The 17,211-nt window shown below is 73.2% G+C and carries 15 protein-coding genes; 4 read left to right on the top strand and 11 right to left on the bottom strand.

Annotated elements, in window-relative coordinates; all coding sequences use genetic code 11:
- Positions 1 to 4: 4 nt before the first annotated feature.
- Together ABZT14_RS15510 and ABZT14_RS15515 are read right to left on the bottom strand one after the other, a co-directional pair.
- Complete coding sequence (locus tag ABZT14_RS15510) at positions 5 to 1,132, bottom strand: CaiB/BaiF CoA-transferase family protein (RefSeq protein WP_356301955.1); 1,128 nt, start codon at positions 1,130 to 1,132, stop codon at positions 5 to 7.
- A 1,044-nt stretch (positions 1,133 to 2,176) separates the two neighbouring features.
- On the bottom strand, positions 2,177 to 3,349 hold the full coding sequence (locus ABZT14_RS15515) for a UDP-N-acetylglucosamine--N-acetylmuramyl-(pentapeptide) pyrophosphoryl-undecaprenol N-acetylglucosamine transferase (RefSeq protein ID WP_356301958.1): 1,173 nt from the start codon (positions 3,347 to 3,349) through the stop codon (positions 2,177 to 2,179).
- 380 nt (positions 3,350 to 3,729) lie between these two features.
- Between ABZT14_RS15515 and ABZT14_RS15520 the strand changes: the two genes are divergently transcribed.
- The 4 genes from ABZT14_RS15520 (at position 3,730) to ABZT14_RS15535 (ending at position 8,124) form a co-directional block, all read left to right on the top strand.
- A complete protein-coding gene (locus tag ABZT14_RS15520; RefSeq protein WP_356302267.1) occupies positions 3,730 to 5,085 on the top strand; it encodes a hypothetical protein in 1,356 nt (451 codons plus the stop codon).
- A 294-nt stretch (positions 5,086 to 5,379) separates the two neighbouring features.
- The gene (locus ABZT14_RS15525) at positions 5,380 to 6,621 is read left to right on the top strand and encodes an alpha/beta fold hydrolase (protein ID WP_356301961.1); all 1,242 of its coding nucleotides are present in this window, start codon (positions 5,380 to 5,382) and stop codon (positions 6,619 to 6,621) included.
- Between the two features lie 85 nt (positions 6,622 to 6,706).
- Positions 6,707 to 7,567 (top strand): SDR family NAD(P)-dependent oxidoreductase, encoded by an 861-nt coding sequence (locus ABZT14_RS15530; protein ID WP_356301964.1) that lies wholly within the window; start codon positions 6,707 to 6,709, stop codon positions 7,565 to 7,567.
- Positions 7,564 to 8,124, top strand: coding sequence for a carboxymuconolactone decarboxylase family protein (locus tag ABZT14_RS15535; protein WP_356301967.1), 561 nt, complete (start codon positions 7,564 to 7,566; stop codon positions 8,122 to 8,124). Before ABZT14_RS15530 ends, ABZT14_RS15535 begins: the two co-directional genes overlap by 4 nt.
- A gap of 194 nt (positions 8,125 to 8,318) precedes the next feature.
- Here the strand turns inward: ABZT14_RS15535 and ABZT14_RS15540 are convergent, their stop codons facing one another.
- The 9 genes from ABZT14_RS15540 to ABZT14_RS15580 form a co-directional block, all read right to left on the bottom strand.
- Entirely contained in the window at positions 8,319 to 8,945 is a 627-nt protein-coding gene (locus ABZT14_RS15540) for an SMI1/KNR4 family protein (protein ID WP_356301970.1), read from the bottom strand.
- A gap of 45 nt (positions 8,946 to 8,990) precedes the next feature.
- The gene (locus ABZT14_RS15545; protein ID WP_356301973.1) at positions 8,991 to 9,683 is read right to left on the bottom strand and encodes a DUF1707 domain-containing protein; all 693 of its coding nucleotides are present in this window, start codon (positions 9,681 to 9,683) and stop codon (positions 8,991 to 8,993) included.
- Positions 9,684 to 9,771: 88 nt separating this feature from the next.
- On the bottom strand, positions 9,772 to 10,488 hold the full coding sequence (locus tag ABZT14_RS15550) for a (2Fe-2S)-binding protein (RefSeq protein WP_356301975.1): 717 nt from the start codon (positions 10,486 to 10,488) through the stop codon (positions 9,772 to 9,774).
- Positions 10,485 to 11,489 carry a methylmalonyl Co-A mutase-associated GTPase MeaB gene (meaB, locus tag ABZT14_RS15555; RefSeq protein ID WP_356301978.1) on the bottom strand — a complete coding sequence of 335 codons (1,005 nt, stop codon included), beginning with the start codon at positions 11,487 to 11,489 and terminating at the stop codon, positions 10,485 to 10,487. The genes ABZT14_RS15550 and meaB overlap by 4 nt, the downstream gene beginning before the upstream one ends.
- A 3-nt stretch (positions 11,490 to 11,492) precedes the next feature.
- Positions 11,493 to 13,730, bottom strand: a complete 2,238-nt coding sequence (gene scpA / locus ABZT14_RS15560; protein ID WP_356301981.1) for a methylmalonyl-CoA mutase — start codon at positions 13,728 to 13,730, stop codon at positions 11,493 to 11,495.
- Complete coding sequence (locus tag ABZT14_RS15565) at positions 13,730 to 15,616, bottom strand: methylmalonyl-CoA mutase subunit beta (RefSeq protein ID WP_356301983.1); 1,887 nt, start codon at positions 15,614 to 15,616, stop codon at positions 13,730 to 13,732. Before ABZT14_RS15565 ends, scpA begins: the two co-directional genes overlap by 1 nt.
- 194 nt (positions 15,617 to 15,810) lie before the next feature.
- The gene (locus ABZT14_RS15570; RefSeq protein ID WP_356301986.1) at positions 15,811 to 16,359 is read right to left on the bottom strand and encodes a GH25 family lysozyme; all 549 of its coding nucleotides are present in this window, start codon (positions 16,357 to 16,359) and stop codon (positions 15,811 to 15,813) included.
- Positions 16,360 to 16,503: 144 nt separating this feature from the next.
- Complete coding sequence (locus ABZT14_RS15575) at positions 16,504 to 16,947, bottom strand: hypothetical protein (RefSeq protein ID WP_356301989.1); 444 nt, start codon at positions 16,945 to 16,947, stop codon at positions 16,504 to 16,506.
- Complete coding sequence (locus tag ABZT14_RS15580) at positions 16,947 to 17,144, bottom strand: hypothetical protein (protein WP_356301992.1); 198 nt, start codon at positions 17,142 to 17,144, stop codon at positions 16,947 to 16,949. Before ABZT14_RS15580 ends, ABZT14_RS15575 begins: the two co-directional genes overlap by 1 nt.
- Positions 17,145 to 17,211: the final 67 nt, after the last annotated feature.

Genomic DNA, 17,211 nt, shown 5'->3' on the forward strand with positions numbered 1-17,211 from the left:
GAGTTCAGGTACGCGGAGGGAGCGCCCAGTCACGGGCGATCTCCTCGCCGTGGGCGCCGGGCGGGGCCGGGGGGCGGCGCACCGATCCGGGGGTGGCCGAGAAGCGGGGCGCGGGGGCGGGCTGGGTGATGCCGTGGTGCCGCTGGAAGGTGGCGCGGGCGGCGAGGTGGGGGTGCTCGGGGGCCTCCCGTAGCGAGAGTACGGGGGCCACACAGGCGTCGGAGCCCTCGAAGTGGGCGCTCCACTCCTCGCGGGTACGGGTGAGGAAGCGCGCGGCGACCGCGTCCCGCAGGGCGGCCCAGCCGTGGGGGTCCTCCCGGGGCGGCACCCGGTCGGTGAGGTCGAGCAGTTCCAGGAACTCCCGGTAGAACGGCTCCTCCAGGGGGCCGACCGCGACGTAGCCGTCGTCCCTGGTGCGGTAGGTGCCGTAGAAGGGGCAGCCGCCGTCGAGCAGGTTGGCCTCCCGGCGGTCCTGCCAGACTCCGGCGGCCATCATTCCGTGGATCATGGAGCCGAGGTGGCTGACCCCGTCCACGATGGCGGCGTCGACCACCTGGCCCTCGCCGCTGACGCGGGCGTGCTGGAGCGCGGCCAGTACGCCGATCACCAGGTACAGGGAGCCGCCCGCGTAGTCGCCCAGCAGGTTGGCCGGCACCGAGGGCGGGCCGTCGGCGGGGCCGATCATGTGCAGGGTGCCGGTGACGGCGACGTAGTCGATGTCGTGGCCGGCGGTGTGGGACCAGGGACCGTCCTGACCCCAGCCGGTCATCCGTCCGTACACCAGCCGGGGGTTGCGGTCCCGGCAGTGGTCCGGGCCGACTCCCAGCCGTTCGGCGACCCCGGGGCGGTACCCCTCCAGCAGGATGTCGGCGCGTTCGGCCAGGTCCAGGACGGTGGCCACGCCCTCCGGCGTCTTGAGGTCGGCGATCAGCGAGCGCTTGTTGCGGCCGGTGATGTCACAGGACGGGTCGATGCCGAGGGCCGGACCACCGGGGCGGTCCACCCGGACCACGTCGGCCCCGAGGTCGGCCAGCACCATGGCGGCGTAGGGGCCGGGGCCGATGCCGGCGAGCTCCACCACCCGTACGCCCTGGAGCGGGCCGGTGCCCGGGGGCCGGGGCTCGGCGTCCATCCTGCCTCCTGTATGACACCAGTGCTGTAACACCCGAGATGCTAGGGAGCATACGCCTCGGCTGACAAGCCCCGTCCACCCGGCCCCGGCGCCTCGTCGCGGCCCGGGCGGCCGCTCACCACACCGGACGGGGAGCCGCCAGGGGACCTGCCTGTGAACTGCCGGCTCTCCCTCGGGCGGCACCACCCCAACTCCCCCGCCTCTGTGGGGAGAGGGGCACCCAGCGGACCTGGGACGCGCTACGGCACGGGTACGGGCCTCGCCCCACCGTGGGGCCCGGCTTCCGACCAGGGGCCGGGCGTCGCGAGGGGGTTCACCCCGACGGGGTGGCTCCTGGCCGGAGCCCTGGCGGGTCGGTCGGGGCCCCTCCGTGGAGGGGTGACGGCGGGTGCGGGTGTCCGGGGGAAGGGCGGGCCGGCTCGTGGGCCGGCCGACGGGTTCGGCGCCCTGTCATGTGGGGGCGCCCGCAGGGAGTCGGAGGTGACCTGTTCGCGCCGTCACCACTCTGGTCCGGCCTCAGACTCCACGTGGGGTGAGCCCCCGCGTGGAGTGGCCGAAAAGTGGCCTTACCCCTCGGCGGGGCCAGCCCCGAGTGCGGGCACCCCCTCCCGTGGCGCACCGCAGCGGGCCTCTCCCCCCGGGCCCGCGACCAGGGGCTCCGACCAGGGGGCTCCGACCACCAACCCGGCCACCCGCGTGGGGGGTCGGGTCGGAGGGGGGTGCCGTACCGGCGCCTGACGTACTCCGGGGCCGAGTGGTCGGGGTACGTGCCCGACCGCTCCACGAGCGCGGGCCCTCCGTACGGGGGCCACCCGTGCAGGCCCCGCCCTCCACAGGGCGCCAAGTGCCAGGCCCCGCAAGCCAGTTGACGCGCCACCAAACCCACCACACCAACCGAACCCGACCCGAGCCCCCGGATCACCGAACGAGAACCGGGACGTAGCGGCAGCGGGTGACACCCCGGGCGTGGGCGCCCCGGGGCGGGGCGGCGAACTGCCCGCCCTGGAGGGGCGGTTGGCGGTGCGGCCCCGGGGCGGGGGAACCTCAGCTGTTGGCCGCGCCGAGGATCACGTTCACCAACTGGTCCGCCGCGTCCGGGCGGCCGTGCGTACGGGCCGACTGGGACATCGCGTGGCGACGGGCCGGGTCGGTCAGCAGGGGGCCGAGGGCGTCCCGCAGTCGGTCCGAGGTCACGTCGCCCACGAGGGCGACGGCCGCCCCGGCCTCTTCCAGGTGCCGTGCGTTGTGGGCCTGTTCGTTGCCGGCCGAGGAGGCCAGGGGCACGAACACCGCGGGCTTGCCCAGGGCGGTCAGCTCGGCGAGGGTGCCGGCACCGCTGCGGGAGACCACGATGTCGGCGAGGGCCAGGACGTCGGGGAGTTCCGGCCCGACGAAGGGGGTCAGGTAGTAGCGGCCGGCCAGGTCCGGGCGCAGGCCCGCCGCGTGGCCGCGCAGCGTGTCGACGTTCGCCGGGCCGCACTGGTGCACCACGTTGGCGCGCTCCAGCAGCCAGGGCAGTACGTCCCGGATCATGTCGTTGATCTGCTGGGAGCCCTGGGCGCCACCGGTGACGTAGAGGGTGGGCAGGCGCCGGTCGAAGCCGTGCAGCCCCAGTGCGGTGACCGCCTTCTCCGGCTGGCCGGTCAGCACCTCGGGGCGCACCGGGTTGCCGGTGACCACGGCGGCGCCCCGTACCGCCTCGGGCAGGAGGGGGAGGGTCGACTCGGAGGACACCGCGATACGGGTGGCGGAACTGGCCAACTTGCGGTTGGCCAGGCCCAGTCGGACCGTCTGCTCGTGCAGGACCAGCGGGACCTTGCACATCCGCGCGGCCAGCCCGCCGGGGACGGCGACGTAGCCGCCGGTCGCGAGGACCACGTCGGGGCGGAAGTTGGCGACGGCCTTGCGGGCCTGGGCCACTCCGAGTGGTACCCGGGCCATGTCCCGGATGTTGGCGGGCGAGGCCATCTTGAGCGGGTTCGAAGAACGCCGGATCTTGCCGGTGGCGACCGTGGTGAAGGCGATGCCCTCGGCGGGGGCGACCCGGGCCTCCAGGCCGTCCGGGGTGCCGATCCAGAGCACGTCGAGGGTGCCGCCGCGCGAGGCCAACCGGGCCTGCAGGGTGCGGACTGCCGTGAGGGCGGGGTAGGTGTGGCCGCCGGTTCCTCCGCCCGTGACGATCAGACGGAAGGCATTGGGGAGGGATACATCGTTCACCCGGCGCACCCTACTGGTCCTCGGCCACCCGGCGCGCACTTCCGGCCGTGGGAAGCGGCCCCCGGGCCGCCCGTACGACTTCGGGCACGCCCGTGAACAGTATGAACGCAATCGACGCGGCCGTGGGTTTCCCCGGGGCGCCCTCCCTAGCATCAGCGCACCGCGCGGCGGCGTCACATACGGCGCCGGGTCACGGCGGTACCCGACGTCGAAAGAGGGTGGCTCCGGTGAGCAGAGCAGGTACGGCCACGGGGAACGAGGACGGGCCCCGTCCCGGGACAGTGCCCGAGAGGCCGTCCGACAGGACTTCCGAAAGAGCGTCAACACACCGGCGGCGCGCGGTGGTGGGCGGTGGGGTCGCGGTGTTCCTGGCCGGCACCCTGCTGTCCGCGCCCGCCGCCACCTCGGCGACCTCCGGGCCCGAGGAGGCCCCGTGTCCCGAGGCGATCGCCAGTACGGCCACCTGCTACCGGGGCGTGGGGCCGGCCGGCGCCCACTACAGCGTGGCCGTCCCCGACCAGTGGCGCGGTTCCCTGGTGGTGCACGCCCACGGCGGCCCGGACCTGGGCGAGGGGTCGGACCCGGAGCGCTCCGCCGAGGACCTGGACCGCTGGTCGGTGATGGTGCGTGAGGGCTACGCCTGGGCGGGCTCCTCGTACCGGCGCGGGGGATACGGCACACGGATGGCGGCCGAGGACACCGAGAACCTCCGCCGGTTGTTCACGCGGGAGTTCGGCCGTCCGCGCCAGACCTTCCTGCACGGCCAGTCCTGGGGCGGGAACGTGGCCGCCAAGCTCCTGGAGAGCCGGGGCCGGCACGGCGGCTACGACGGGGCGCTGTTGACCAGCGGGGTGCTGGGCGGCGGCTCGCGGGGCTACGACTACCGGGTGGACCTGCGCGCGGTCTACCAGTACTACTGCCACAACCACCCCCGCCCCTCGGAGCCCTCCTACCCGCTGTGGCAGGGGCTGCCGAAGGACTCCACGCTCACCCCGGCCCAGTTGCGCGACCGTCTCCAGGAGTGCACCGGGTACGCCTCCCCCGAGGAGGAGCGCAGCACCGGCCAGCAGCGGAACCTGGACGACATCCTGGCGGTGACCGGAGTACCGGAACGGTCCCTCGCCTCCCACCTCAACTTCGCCACCTTCACCTTCCGCGACCTGGTGCACGAACGGCTCGGAGGCCGCAACCCGTTCGGCAACCGGGGGGTGCGGTACTCCGGCTCCCACGACGACAGGGCGCTCAACGCGGGTGTGGAGCGGTTCTCCCCGGACCCCACCGCCGTGCGGGACCTGTCCTACGACAGCGACCTGACCGGGAGGATTCCGGTACCGGTACTGACCCTGCACGCCATCGACGACCCCACGGCCTTCGTGGAGCACGAGTCGGCGTACCGGGAGACGGTGCGGGGCGCGCACCGTTCACGGCTGCTGGCGCAGAGCTTCACCACGGAGACCGAACACAGCGCGCTGAGCGACGCCGAGTACGCCAACTCCCTGGCCGCACTGGAGAGTTGGACCCGCACCGGACACCGGCCCACGCCCCGCTCGCTGGCCCGCTCCTGCCCCGCGTTCGACCAGAAGTACGACAGCGGGTGCCACTACGCCCCTGACTTCGTACCGGGTTCCTACGCCTCCCGGGTCGAGCCCCGCCCGGGCGGCACCCGCTGGCCGGCGATGAGTGCCGCGCGGGAACGGGCCTGGAGCCGTGTCGACGGGGTGGGCATCGCACCCTGAGCCTCGTGACCCCGGCCGCCGTTCACCACGGGAACCGCCCGAACCGGGAGGACCGACGGCGGCCGGGGCCAGCGGGTGCGCCGGCCGACCGGCCGGGAGCGCCCCAGTCCCACGTCCGCTCACCCCACGATCACCCGGCCGACCACGCCCGGTCCGCCAGCCGGCGTGGACCGTCCACCGCTGGCCTGGGCCCCCGGGGAGGGACGCGAGGCCCGTGCGCCGGGACCGCGCCAAGCGGCCCCACCTCGGGGAAACGCGCGTGCGGTGGCCGGCACCGGCTGGGAGGATCCGCCCATGGAGACCACCACCCTTCGCGTTCCCGGACTCGTGCTGGTCGAGCGCGAGTTCCGCGTGCCCCTCGACCACCAGCGGCCGGACGGCGACCAGATCACGGTGTTCGCCCGGGAGGTCGCCGCGCCGGACGGGCTGGACCGCCCTTACCTGGTGTTCCTCAACGGTGGCCCCGGACAGGAGGCTCCCCGCCCCACCTCCGCCCCCTCCTCGCCGGCCTGGCTGCGCCGGGCCCTGGAGGACTACCGGGTACTGCTGCTGGACCAGCGGGGCACCGGGCGTTCCACCCCGGTGGGCACCCTGGACGGGTGGGAGCCGGCCCAACAGGCCGCCTATCTACGGCACTTCAGGGCCGACTCGATCGTGGCGGACGCCGAGTGGATCCGTACCGCGCTGGGGGTGGAGCGCTGGAGCGTACTGGGCCAGTCCTTCGGCGGGTTCTGTGTGCTGCGCTACCTGTCGGCCGCGCCCGAGGGGCTGCGGGAGGCGTTCGTCACCGGTGGGGTGCCGCCCGTGGGCCGGCACCCGGACGAGGTCTACCAGCGCACCTGGCGGATCATCGAGGAGCGCAACGAGCGGTACTACCGCCGCTACCCGCGGGACCGGGACCGGGTGCGGGCCCTGGTGGAACGGCTGGAGGCCGGACGGGTGCGACTGCCGAACGGGGAGGCGGTGACCGCCCGCAGGTTCCGGCAGATCGGCAACGCCCTCGGGGCCAGCGACGGCGCGGAGCACCTGCACTACCTGCTGGAGCGCGACCCCGACTCGCCGGCCTTCGCCCACGACCTGGCCGGGATGTTGCCCTTCAGCTCCCGCAACCCGCTGTTCGTACTGGTCCACGAGGCGGGTTACGCGGACGGGCACGCCACCCGCTGGTCGGCGCACCGCACCCGTCCGAGGAGCTTCGAGGAGGACCCCACCCTGCTCACCGGGGAGCACCTGTTCCCCTGGATGCTCACCGACTACCCCGAGCTGGCCCCACTGGCCGAGGCGGCCGAGCTGCTGGCCGAACACCCCTGGCCCCGGCTGTACGACGAGCGGGCGCTGCGCGGTTGCGAGGTGCCGTGCGCGGCGGCGATCTACGCCGAGGACCCCTATGTGGAGCGGGGGTTCTCCGAGGAGACCGCCGCCATGATCCCGACCATGCGGACCTGGCTCACCAACGAGTACGAGCACAACGGGCTGCGGGCCGACGGAGGGGTGATCCTGGACCGGCTGGTCCAGTTGGCCCGGGGAGCGCGCTGACCTCCCGGGGAGGAGTCGGGCGGAGACGATACACACGCGTATCCAGCTCTATCCCCGTGGCATTACCCGTTGGTATCTTGCGCAGATGTTCACCACCACTCCCCCGCCCCTGACCGGCAGACGCGTGCTGATCACCGGCGCGGCTCGCGGGATCGGGGCCGCGCTGGCCCGTCGACTGCACGCCCGGGGCGCCCGGCTGGCGCTCGCCGGACTGGAACCGGACGCCCTGGCCGAGGTGGCCCGGGAGGTGGACGCCGAATGGCGGGAGCTGGACGTCTCCGACCACCACGCCAGCGAACGGGTGGTCGGCGAACTGGCCGACTCCCTGGGCGGGTTGGACGTGGTGGTGGCCAACGCCGGCATCGCCAAACAGCTCCCCCTGCTGGGCGGCGACCCCGAGACCCTGGAGCGGATGCTCCGGGTCAACGTGCTGGGCGCCTACCACACCCTCCGGGCGGCCGGCCCCCACGTCAGCCACCGTCGGGGCTACGCCCTGCTGGTCTCCTCCCTCGGGGCCGCCGTCCACCTGCCGCTGATGGGCGGGTACAGCGCCTCCAAGGCCGCCGTCGAGGCGCTGGGCAACACCGCGCGGGTCGAGATGGCCCCCAGCGGCGCCAAGGTGGGGGTGGCCTACTTCGCCGAGCTGGACACCGACATGACCACCCGGGGCTTCGGCACCCGCGCGGCGGCACTGATGACCGGTGGCGGCTCGCTGTCCCGGCTGACGCCGCTCTCGGTCGGCATCGACGCCCTGGAGCGGGGCATCGCCTGGCGCTCCCGACGGATCGTCGCCCCCTGGTGGGCCGGCCCGGTCGCCACCACCAGGCCGGTGGCCCAACGGGTGGTGGACCGCTTCGCCCGACGCCTCCAGGTCGAGGAGGCGCTGCGTACCGCCCGGGAGGAACAGGTCCCGTTCACCACCGAGCAGCCCGGGTCACGGCCGTGAGCGCCCGGATCCGTCCCGGCGACCGCCGTGAAGTGGGCCTGGCCACCTGGCTGTTCGCCCGGGGGGCCGGGCTCACCCTGCGTACCGCCCCACCCGCGCTGTTCCTCACCCTGGGGCGGCACCGGTCGCTGTTCCGGGGCTGGCTGCACTTCGCGGGCAAGCTGATGCCCGGGGGCATCCTCCCGCGCCGGATCACCGAGCTGCTGATCCTGCGGGTCGCCCATCAGAAGGGCTGCGCCTACGAGTTCGAGCACCACCGCAAGCTGGGTCGGCGGGCCGGGATCACCCCCGAGGAGGTGGACCGGATCGTGGCGGGCCCGGAGGCCGAGGGCTGGTCGGAGCGGGAACGGGCCCTGCTGCGGGCCACCGACCAGTTGGTGGCGGACGGCGACCTGGACGACGCCCACTGGGCGGCGCTGCGCCGGCACATCACCGAGCGGGCGGCCATCGAGTTCTGCATGGTGGTCGGCCACTACTCCATGCTCGCCACGGTGATCACCACCCTGCGGATCGAGCCCGACCCGCCCTCGCGGCTCGGTCGGCGCCCTCGGAGCTGAACCTTCGGCGACAGGCTCCGCCCGGAGGGCGTACGAGGTCGCCCGAAGTCGTCCGGGGCGCGGTAACGCCCGTACGCGGGTGGGCCGTTGACCGATCCCGCTCACCCGGGGTTGCCCCTGTGGTTCGCGTCCCCCACCGGCCGTGGCGGGGGCGAGCTGGCGCAGGCGCCGGTTCGGGCTCTCGGACCGGGGCCTCAGTAGGAGGTGGGGGCGGGGGTGAGCGGTACGCCGCGCAGTCTGGGTTCGGGGCGGCTGTCCCACCACAGCTCGCCCTCAGCCGTCAGATAGGGGCTCATCCAGCCCACGGTGCCCCCGCGCTCCAGCACGTCGGCCACGTCCTCCAGATAGGCGGCCAGGTGGGGCCAGGCGTCGCGGAAGACGCCGCCCTCGTCGTGGTACGCCATGCCCAGACGGCCCTGTTCCGGTCCCGGGCGCATGTCGATGATCTGGGCGTCGCCGTCGACCTGCGCCCAGGGGATCCACAGCGGATGCCACCAGGGCTCCTCACCGGCAAAGGGGTGCTCCTCCCCTTCCAGGTCCTCGTTGATCTCCACGCACATCCGCCAGTGCTCCACCATCGCCGCCACCCGGGACGGGGGCTGGCCGGGGAACATGTTGACCCACCAGCGCAGTCCGTCGTGGCACTCCAGCGAGGCCACCAGCTCGGGCGGGAAGCGCACCCCCATGGTGGTCTGTGCCTCCGCCACCTGCCGGGGATCGGCCGGTGGGGCGAGCGCCTCGAAGGAGGCGGGGGCGTGGGTACGCGTCCACGCGTCGATCCGGTGCCAGGAGTCACGTACCGAGGAGGCCAGAACGTTCATGGCGCCCATCCCACCACAGGGCGCCGACAACGCCCCGGCCGCCGGTCAGTGGGAGCCACCGCCGTGGCCGCCCAGGTGTTTCCCGCCCTCGCCCAGGTGCTTTCCACCCTTCTCCAGGCGGGGGCGCTCCACCTCCAGCTTGGCCATCTCCTTGGCCTTGGCCCGGCGTACCCCGACCCCTCCCCAGAAGGCGAAGCCGGTGACGATCACGGTGGGCGCCCCGGGGTCGGCGGGCTTGGTGGTGGTCTGGTCGAAGCCGCCCATGATGCCGATGCCGCGTACGTCCACCCCCACCCCCGGCGGTACCACCACGCCGATCCCGCCCATCACGGCGACACAGCGGATCACCACCTCGCGGTCCTCGAAGTCGGCCTGGCGCAGGTCGACTTCGCCGCCGCCCATCACCGTCAGCGCGGTCAGCTTCCGCGCCACGGTCCACATCCCGCGCCGGGAGAAGCCCCCGAGGACGCCGACCAGGTACCGGTTGTGGGGCCGGCCGCCGATCCGGGCACCCCAGCGGTCGTCGGGGCGGGCCTCCGGGGCGGCCGAGCCGGTGGTGGCCGGAAGGTCGCGTACCAGGGGCTCCAACTCGCCCCGGGTACGGGCCTGGAAGGCGAGGTCCAGCCGTTCCTGGAACTCGTCCATGTCCAGGCGGCCGTCCGCCGCGGCTTCCCGCAGCCTCTCGGCGACGTGTTCCCGCTCGGTGTCGGAGGCGCGCATCTCCGGCTCATTGGTCATGTGGGACAGCTTACGTAGCACGGGCCCGGACGTAACCCCGGGTGGCGCCCGCAGCTCGAGGGGTGGCCGGGAGGAGGGGGCGCCGCCCTCACCGGCGGGGGGCCAGCGCGCAGTCCCCGCACAGGCCACCGCCCGGTACCCGGTAGTACAGGCAGCAGCTGTGCCGTCGGAAGTCCCGCCCCGGGTCGGACCACTCCCCCAGGCCCCGCAGGGGTGGCCGGTCCAGCAGCTCCGCCACGAGCCCGACGGCCCGTCGACGGACGTCCCCGGCGTCGTGGCGGGCGCACCAGGGGTCGAGCACCCGCAGGGTGCCGGCCAGCGCGGAGGCGGCGTTGCCCCACAGCAGTCCCTCGGCGATCCGGCAGGTGGAACGGGTCGCCCTGACCAGGGGTTCCAGGTGGCCGTCCACCACCTGGTGTCCCAACGCCTCGGCGGGCCGGCCCAGTTGGCCACCCCGGGGACGGGGCAGCCACAGGTCGTCGGGCGCCATCTGGTCGGGGTTCCAGTACAGCAGCCCGGGGTCCAGCTCCAGCCGTAGCCCGGTCAGTACGGCCGCCCCCAGGGACACCGACCACAGTCGGGCGGCCAACCCCTGGAACACCAACGAGGCGGCCACCCGGGGTTCGGGCGCCCCCACGGTGGCGGACACCGCCGCGACCCGTCGGGCCAGCGCGTGTTCGGGGTGGGCGTGGACCTCGGCCAGCGGGGTGTAGCCCTCGGCCCCGGGGTCCCCCGGGTCGTGGCGGACGGCGAAGAAAGGGCCGACCTTGGCGACCCGGTCCAGGGCTCGGTCGCCGTCGGTCACGGCGCGGAGTCGGCCGGGGGTTCGCGGAAGGCGGCCAGCAGGCGGTCGGCGGCCAGGGTGGCGGTCAGCTCCCCGTCCCGTACCCGGCGCTCCAACTCGGGGGTGAGGCGGCGGACTTCGGGGTGCGCGTGCAACTGGTGCAGCAACTGGTCGCGGACCATGGACCAGGTCCACTCCACCTGCTGCTGGCGCCGTTTGGCCGCCAGCAGCCCGGCACCGTCCAGCACCTCGCGGTGCCGCTCCAACCGTTCCCAGAGGGTGTCCAGTCCGGTGCCCTCCCGCGCGCTACAGGTGAGCACCGGGGGGTTCCACACCTCGTCCGGCGACCTCAACAGCCGCAGGGCGCCGGCCAGTTCGCGTGCCGCCGCCCGGGCGTCCCGTTCGTGTGGGCCGTCGGCCTTGTTGATGGCCACCAGGTCGGCCAGCTCCAGCACGCCCTTCTTGATGCCCTGCAACTGGTCGCCGGTGCGGGCCAGGGACAGCAGCAGGAAGGAGTCCACCATGCCGGCGACGGCCGTCTCGGACTGGCCCACCCCGACGGTCTCCACCAGCACCACGTCGTAACCCGCGGCCTCCATCACCACCATCGACTCCCGGGTGGCCCGGGCCACCCCGCCGAGGGTTCCGGCGCTGGGTGAGGGGCGGACGAACGCCGAGGGGTCGACGGCCAGTCGGGACATCCGGGTCTTGTCACCCATGATCGACCCGCCGGTACGGGTGGAGGAGGGGTCCACGGCCAGCACCGCGACCCGGTGTCCCCGCTCGGTCAGCAGGGTGCCCAGGGCGTCGATGAAGGTGGACTTGCCCACCCCGGGGACACCGCTCACGCCGATCCTCCGGGCCCGCCCGGTGTGCGGCAGCAGTTCGACCAGCAGCCGCTGCGCCAGCTCCCGGTGGTCCGCGCGGCGGGACTCGACCAGGGTGATGGCGCGGGCCACCGAGGCCCGGGATCCTTCCAGTACGCCCTTGGCGTAGCTGTCGATGTCGATCTCGCGCGCCATGGCCTACAGCTCGTGGCCCAGCTCGGCGGCCAGGGTGCGCACCAACTCGTGGGCGGCGTCCGGGATCACCGTGCCCGGGGGGAACACCGCCGACGCCCCGGCCTTGTGCAGCGCCTCCACGTCCTGCGGCGGGATGACCCCGCCGACCACGATGGTGATGTCCTCCCGCCCGGCCTCGGCCAGTTGCTCCCGCAGCGCGGGCACCAGGGTCAGGTGGCCGGCGGCCAGGGAGGAGACGCCCACGATGTGCGCGTCGGCCTCGACCGCCTGGAGGGCGACCTCGCGGGGGGTCTGGAACAGCGGGCCCACGTCCACGTCGAAGCCCAGGTCAGCGAAGGCGGTGGCGATCACCTTCTGGCCCCGGTCGTGGCCGTCCTGGCCCATCTTGGCGACCAGGATGCGGGGGCGGCGGCCCTCGGCCTCCTCGAAGCGTTCCACCAGCGCGCGGGTACGTTCCACTCCTGAGGAGGGTCCGGCTTCTTCTCGGTACACACCGGAGATCGTACGGATCTGCCCGGAGTGGCGTCCGTAGACCTTCTCCAGGGCGTCGGAGATCTCGCCCACGGTGGCCTTGGCCCGCGCCGCGTCCACCGCCAGGGCCAGCAGGTTGCCCTCCAGCCCGGGGCCGGGGCCGTTCTCGGCGGCCCTGGTGAGCGCCTCCAGACTGCGGCGGCAGGTGTCCTCGTCCCGTTCCTCGCGCAGTCGGCGCAGCTTCTCGACCTGCTGGGCGCGGACCGAGGAGTTGTCGACCTTGAGGACGTCGATCTGCTCGTCGGAGTCCACCCGGTACTTGTTGACCCCGATCACCGGCTGCCGCCCGGAGTCGATGCGGGCCTGGGTACGGGCGGCGGCCTCCTCCACCCGCAGCTTGGGGATGCCGGCGTCGATGGCCTTGGCCATGCCCCCGGCGGCCTCCACCTCCTCGATGTGCTGCCAGGTACGGCGGGCCAGGTCGTGGGTGAGGCGTTCCACGTAGGCGCTGCCGCCCCAGGGGTCGATCACCCGGCAGGTGCCGGACTCCTGTTGGAGCAGCAGTTGGGTGTTGCGGGCGATGCGGGCGGAGAAGTCGGTGGGCAGGGCCAGCGCCTCGTCCAGGGCGTTGGTGTGCAGCGACTGGGTGTGGCCCTGGGTGGCGGCCATCGCCTCGACGCAGGTGCGGGTGACGTTGTTGAACACGTCCTGCGCGGTCAACGACCAGCCGGAGGTCTGCGAATGGGTGCGCAGCGACAGGGACTTGGGGTTATTCGGGTCGAACTGCCGGACCAGCTTGGCCCACAGCAGCCGGGCCGCGCGCAGCTTGGCGACCTCCATGAAGAAGTTCATGCCGATCGCCCAGAAGAACGACAGCCGGGGGGCGAAGGCGTCCACGTCCATGCCGGCGCTGAGTCCGGCGCGCAGGTACTCCACTCCGTCGGCCAGGGTGTAGGCCAGCTCCAGGTCGGCGGTGGCTCCGGCCTCCTGGATGTGGTAGCCGGAGATGGAGATGGAGTTGTAGCGCGGCATCTTCTGGGAGGCGAAGGCGAAGATGTCGGAGATGATCCGCATCGAGGGCTGGGGCGGGTAGATGTAGGTGTTGCGGACCATGAACTCCTTGAGGATGTCGTTCTGGATGGTCCCGGCCAGCTTCTCGGGCGGTACGCCCTGTTCCTCGGCGGCGACGATGTACAGCGCGAGGACGGGGAGCACCGCGCCGTTCATGGTCATCGACACGCTCATCCGGTCCAGCGGGATGCCGTCGAAGAGTTGCCGCATGTCGTAGATCGAGTCGATGGCCACCCCGGCCATGCCCACGTCGCCGGTCACCCGGGGGTGGTCGCTGTCGTATCCCCGGTGGGTGGGCAGGTCGAAGGCGACGGACAGCCCCTTCTGGCCGGCCGCGAGGTTGCGGCGGTAGAAGGCGTTGGACTCCTCGGCGGTGGAGAAGCCGGCGTACTGCCGCACCGTCCAGGGCTGGTTGACGTACATCGTCGGGTACGGGCCGCGCAGGTAGGGGGCGATGCCCGGGTAGGTGCCCAGGAAGTCCAGGCCGTCGAGGTCCTTCCCGGTGTACAGCGGTCGCACCCCGATGCCCTCGGGGGTCTCCCACACCAGGTCGTCGGCGCTCTTGCCCACCTCGCCCTGGAGCGCGGCCTCCCACCGGGGGGCGTCCTCGGGTCCGGGAGGGGTGGGGGCTCCCAGCTCGACGTCGGTGAAGTCCGGGATGCTCATGAGCGGCTCCGACTGGTGTGCTGGGGTCGTCATCACGCTACCTGCAGGGTGTCCAGGGCGGTACCGAGGATCTCGACCACGTCCCGTCCCAGGTGCACGAACTCGTCCACGCCGGCCTCCCGCCACTCCTGCCGGTGCTCCCCAGGCCGGCCGGCGAGGTAGACCCGGGCGGCCCCGGCGCGCTTCAACTCCCCTGCCACCTCGGTGGCCTGCTCCTGGTAGACCTCGTCGCTGGAGCACAGGCAGGCCAGCGCGGCGCCGGAGGCGGCGAAGGCCTCGGCCACCTCGGAGGCGTCCACGGTGGTGGGCTGGTGCACGGCCTCCACTCCCCCGGTCTGGAAGAGGTTGCTGGCGAAGGCCACCCGGGCGGTGTGCTGGGCCGGCGAGCCGAGGGCGGCGAGGAAGACCCGGGGGCGCTGGCCGGTGGCGGCCCGGTGGGCGTCCGAGCGGGCCCGGAGGGCTTCGTACTCCTCGTCCCGGCGTACCCGGGGCAGGCCGCCGGTCGGTGGGGCGGGCGCCGGGTCGCGGTCCGGTTCCCGTTCGTCGAGCAGGGGAAACTCGCTGACTCCGGTGATGGGTTCGCGTCGGGTGGCCAGGGCCTTCCGCCGTCGCTGCCAGCTGTCCGCCAGTCGGCGCTCCAGTTCCCCGGAGGCCAGGGCCCGGGCCAGTCCGCCGTCGCGCTCCAGTTCCCGGAAGCGTTCCCAACCGGCCCGTGCCAGTTCGTCGGTGAGCCGCTCCACGTACCACGAGCCGCCGGCCGGGTCGATCACCCGGGCCAGGTGGGACTCCTCGATCAGGATGGTGGAGGTGTTACGGGCGATACGGCGGGCGAAGGCGTCCGGCAGTCCGAGGGCGGAGTCGAAGGGCAGCACGGTGACGGCCTGGGCCCCGCCCACTCCGGCGCCCAGTGTGGCCACGGTGGTGCGCAGCATGTTCACCCAGGGGTCGCGGCGGGTCATCATCACCGGGGAGGTCACCGCGTGCTGCCGCTGGGCGGCGGAGTCGCCGGTGACCTGGCAGACCTCCGCCACCCGGGCCCACAGGCGGCGGGCGGCCCGGAGCTTGGCGAGGGTGAGGAACTGGTCGGCGGTGGCCGCGTAGCGGAACTCCAGTTGTCCGGCGGCCTGTTGGGGGCTCAGGTCCCGTGCGGTGAGGGCGCGCAGGGCGGCGACACCGGCGGCGGTCGAGCAGCCCAGTTCCTCGACGGCGGTGGCGCCGGCCTCGTGGTAGGGCAGGGCGTCCACGGTCAGGGCCCGGACCTTGGGGTGGTCGGCGGTACAGCGCCGGGCCAGTCCGGCTGCCGCCTCCCAGTGCTCGTCCAGCGCCCGGTGGTCGCCGGTACGGGCGGCCAGGCCGAGGGGGTCGGCGCCCAGGTTGCCCTGGGCCGACGCGGCGGGCACCTCGCGCTGGGCGTACAGCTCCAGCAGGGCCGGCCCGGCGGTGGCGAACTCGGGGCCGGCGTCCAGGACCACGGGGGCCAGGTCGAGGTAGACGCCGTCCAGGGCCTGGGGCAGGGCGTCGACGGGGAGGGCGGAACCGCCGAGGGTGAGCCACAGCGAGGTGACGCCGTTCTCCAGGTCGGCGAGGATCGCCTCGTTGGCGCGGCGGGGGTCGGGGTTCTGGTGGTGGCCGCGTACGTCCCAGCCGTAGGCGACCGCCCCTTCGGCGCGGGCGCCCCGGGTGTACGGGGCGAAGCCGGGGTGGCCCAGGGGCTCCTGGGGGGCGTCCTGCGCGGTGTACAGGGGACGGGTCCGCACGCCGTCGCCCAGGTCGGTGGCGAGGGCTTCCTCCGCCTCTTCTCCGGTGGCCTCACTGGCGCCGGTCTTCCGCAGGACGCCTTCCACGAGGCGCTGCCACTGCTCTCGGGTGGCGTCGGGGAAGTCGGCGGCGAGGGGGAGGTCATCTGGCAGGACCGTCATAGTGCTGAGGCTAGCCGGCTCGCCTTGATCCGCATGAGCGGGGGCGTCTGTGAGGTTGCTCTCGATGACTGTCCGCCATCACCCCTGATGGGAGGCGCAAAGGGGCCCTAAGTAGGCCGAGCGGGAACGTTCGGGTGCCGGCCCGGCACCGTGGGACCACCGGTGTCCCGGGGCCCCGCGGTGCCGGCTGTCGGCTACCCCTTGGCCCACTCCTTGAGGGCGTCCCGGGAGTCGAAGTCCCCGACGTTGGTGTCGATGGGGCTGTCGGTGTACTGGTGGAACCGCCACTTGGCCTTGATACGGGGCTTGCCGGCGTCGGCCGCGTAGTCGGCGATCCACAGCCCGTCCCCCGCGAAGGAGGTGGTGTCGCGGTTGAGCCAGTACTCCCGGTTGCAGTAGAGCAGCACCCGGTGGTCGGGCCGCTTGTCCTGGACGTACTTGATCCAGGCGTCCTTGTCCGCGTTGCTGACGCCGGTGTCCTCCCAGTCCAGCACCAGGATGTCCCCGGCCACCAGGTTGATCTTGGAGAGGAAGTAGTCGGCCTGACCACTGACGCTTCCCGAACGCGCGAAGTGGTAGAAGCCGGTGACCAGTCCGGCGTCCCGCGCCGTCTGTCGCTGGTCGACCCACTTGGGGTTGGTGTAGGAACGGCCCTCGGTGATCTTGATGAACACGAAGTCCAGACCCTTGGTGCTGTAGTCGACGGGTTGGTACGAGGAGACGTCCACGCCCTTGATCGCCATCTGAACCCCTTCGTTGCTGCGAGTTACCTGATCGATACCCGCCCGCACGGAGAGTCAACAGCCCTCGTGGTCATCAGTCGTGGTCCGCCCAGGCTCCCAACCCGCCCCGCGCGCCCGGGGCTTGTCCGCCCGGCACCGTCCAGGTCAGGTCCGCAGCGCCTGCCGCAACAGGTCCGGCGGGGTCAACCGGCGTTCGGGGACCGGGGGCACCAGCCAGTGCAGCGAGTGGGAGCGGCTGTCCAGCGGGGGCACCACCACGTACGAGCCCTGCCCCAGGGCCCTGGTCTCCGGTTCCCGCCAGCGCCGCGCGGTGGTGGGCGGGACCAGGAAGTAGACGCGGGAGCGGGGGCCGGCCACCTCGGCGATCACCGGGCCGGGCAGGGCGCTCCCCCGGGGAGCCTGCTCACGGAACCAGTCCAGCACCTGCTGGGCGCGCCCCTGTCCCATCCGTATCGCGTCCCACCACCGGCCGGCCCGTACGGCGGTGTGCACCGGACCCGGGGGCAGCCACCGGGCACCCGTCTCGGGGGCGGGGAGCGGTGGGGCGCCGGGCAGGTCGAGCGGGTCCACGATCAGGGTCGACGCCATCAGTACGGGTCACACTCGCCGTCACGGAAGGGCTGGGAGCCGAACACCTGGTGGAGCATGGAGCACAGGTCCTCCGGCTCGACCACCTGGGTCACCATCTCGATCACGTCCAGTTGCACCTCGGAGCCGTAGGAGGCCAGCACGGCGGGGCCGGGCGACTGACAGGCCCCGACATCGGCCGCGAAAGGTGCGTTCATGGGGACCCCGTCGTTCGTTCCGATCGTCCTGGCGTCAACTGGCAGTTGAGCACCTGCGAATTGCAAG

This window comes from Streptomyces sp. NPDC005438 (assembly GCF_040606315.1).
GTDB lineage: Bacteria > Actinomycetota > Actinomycetes > Streptomycetales > Streptomycetaceae > Streptomyces.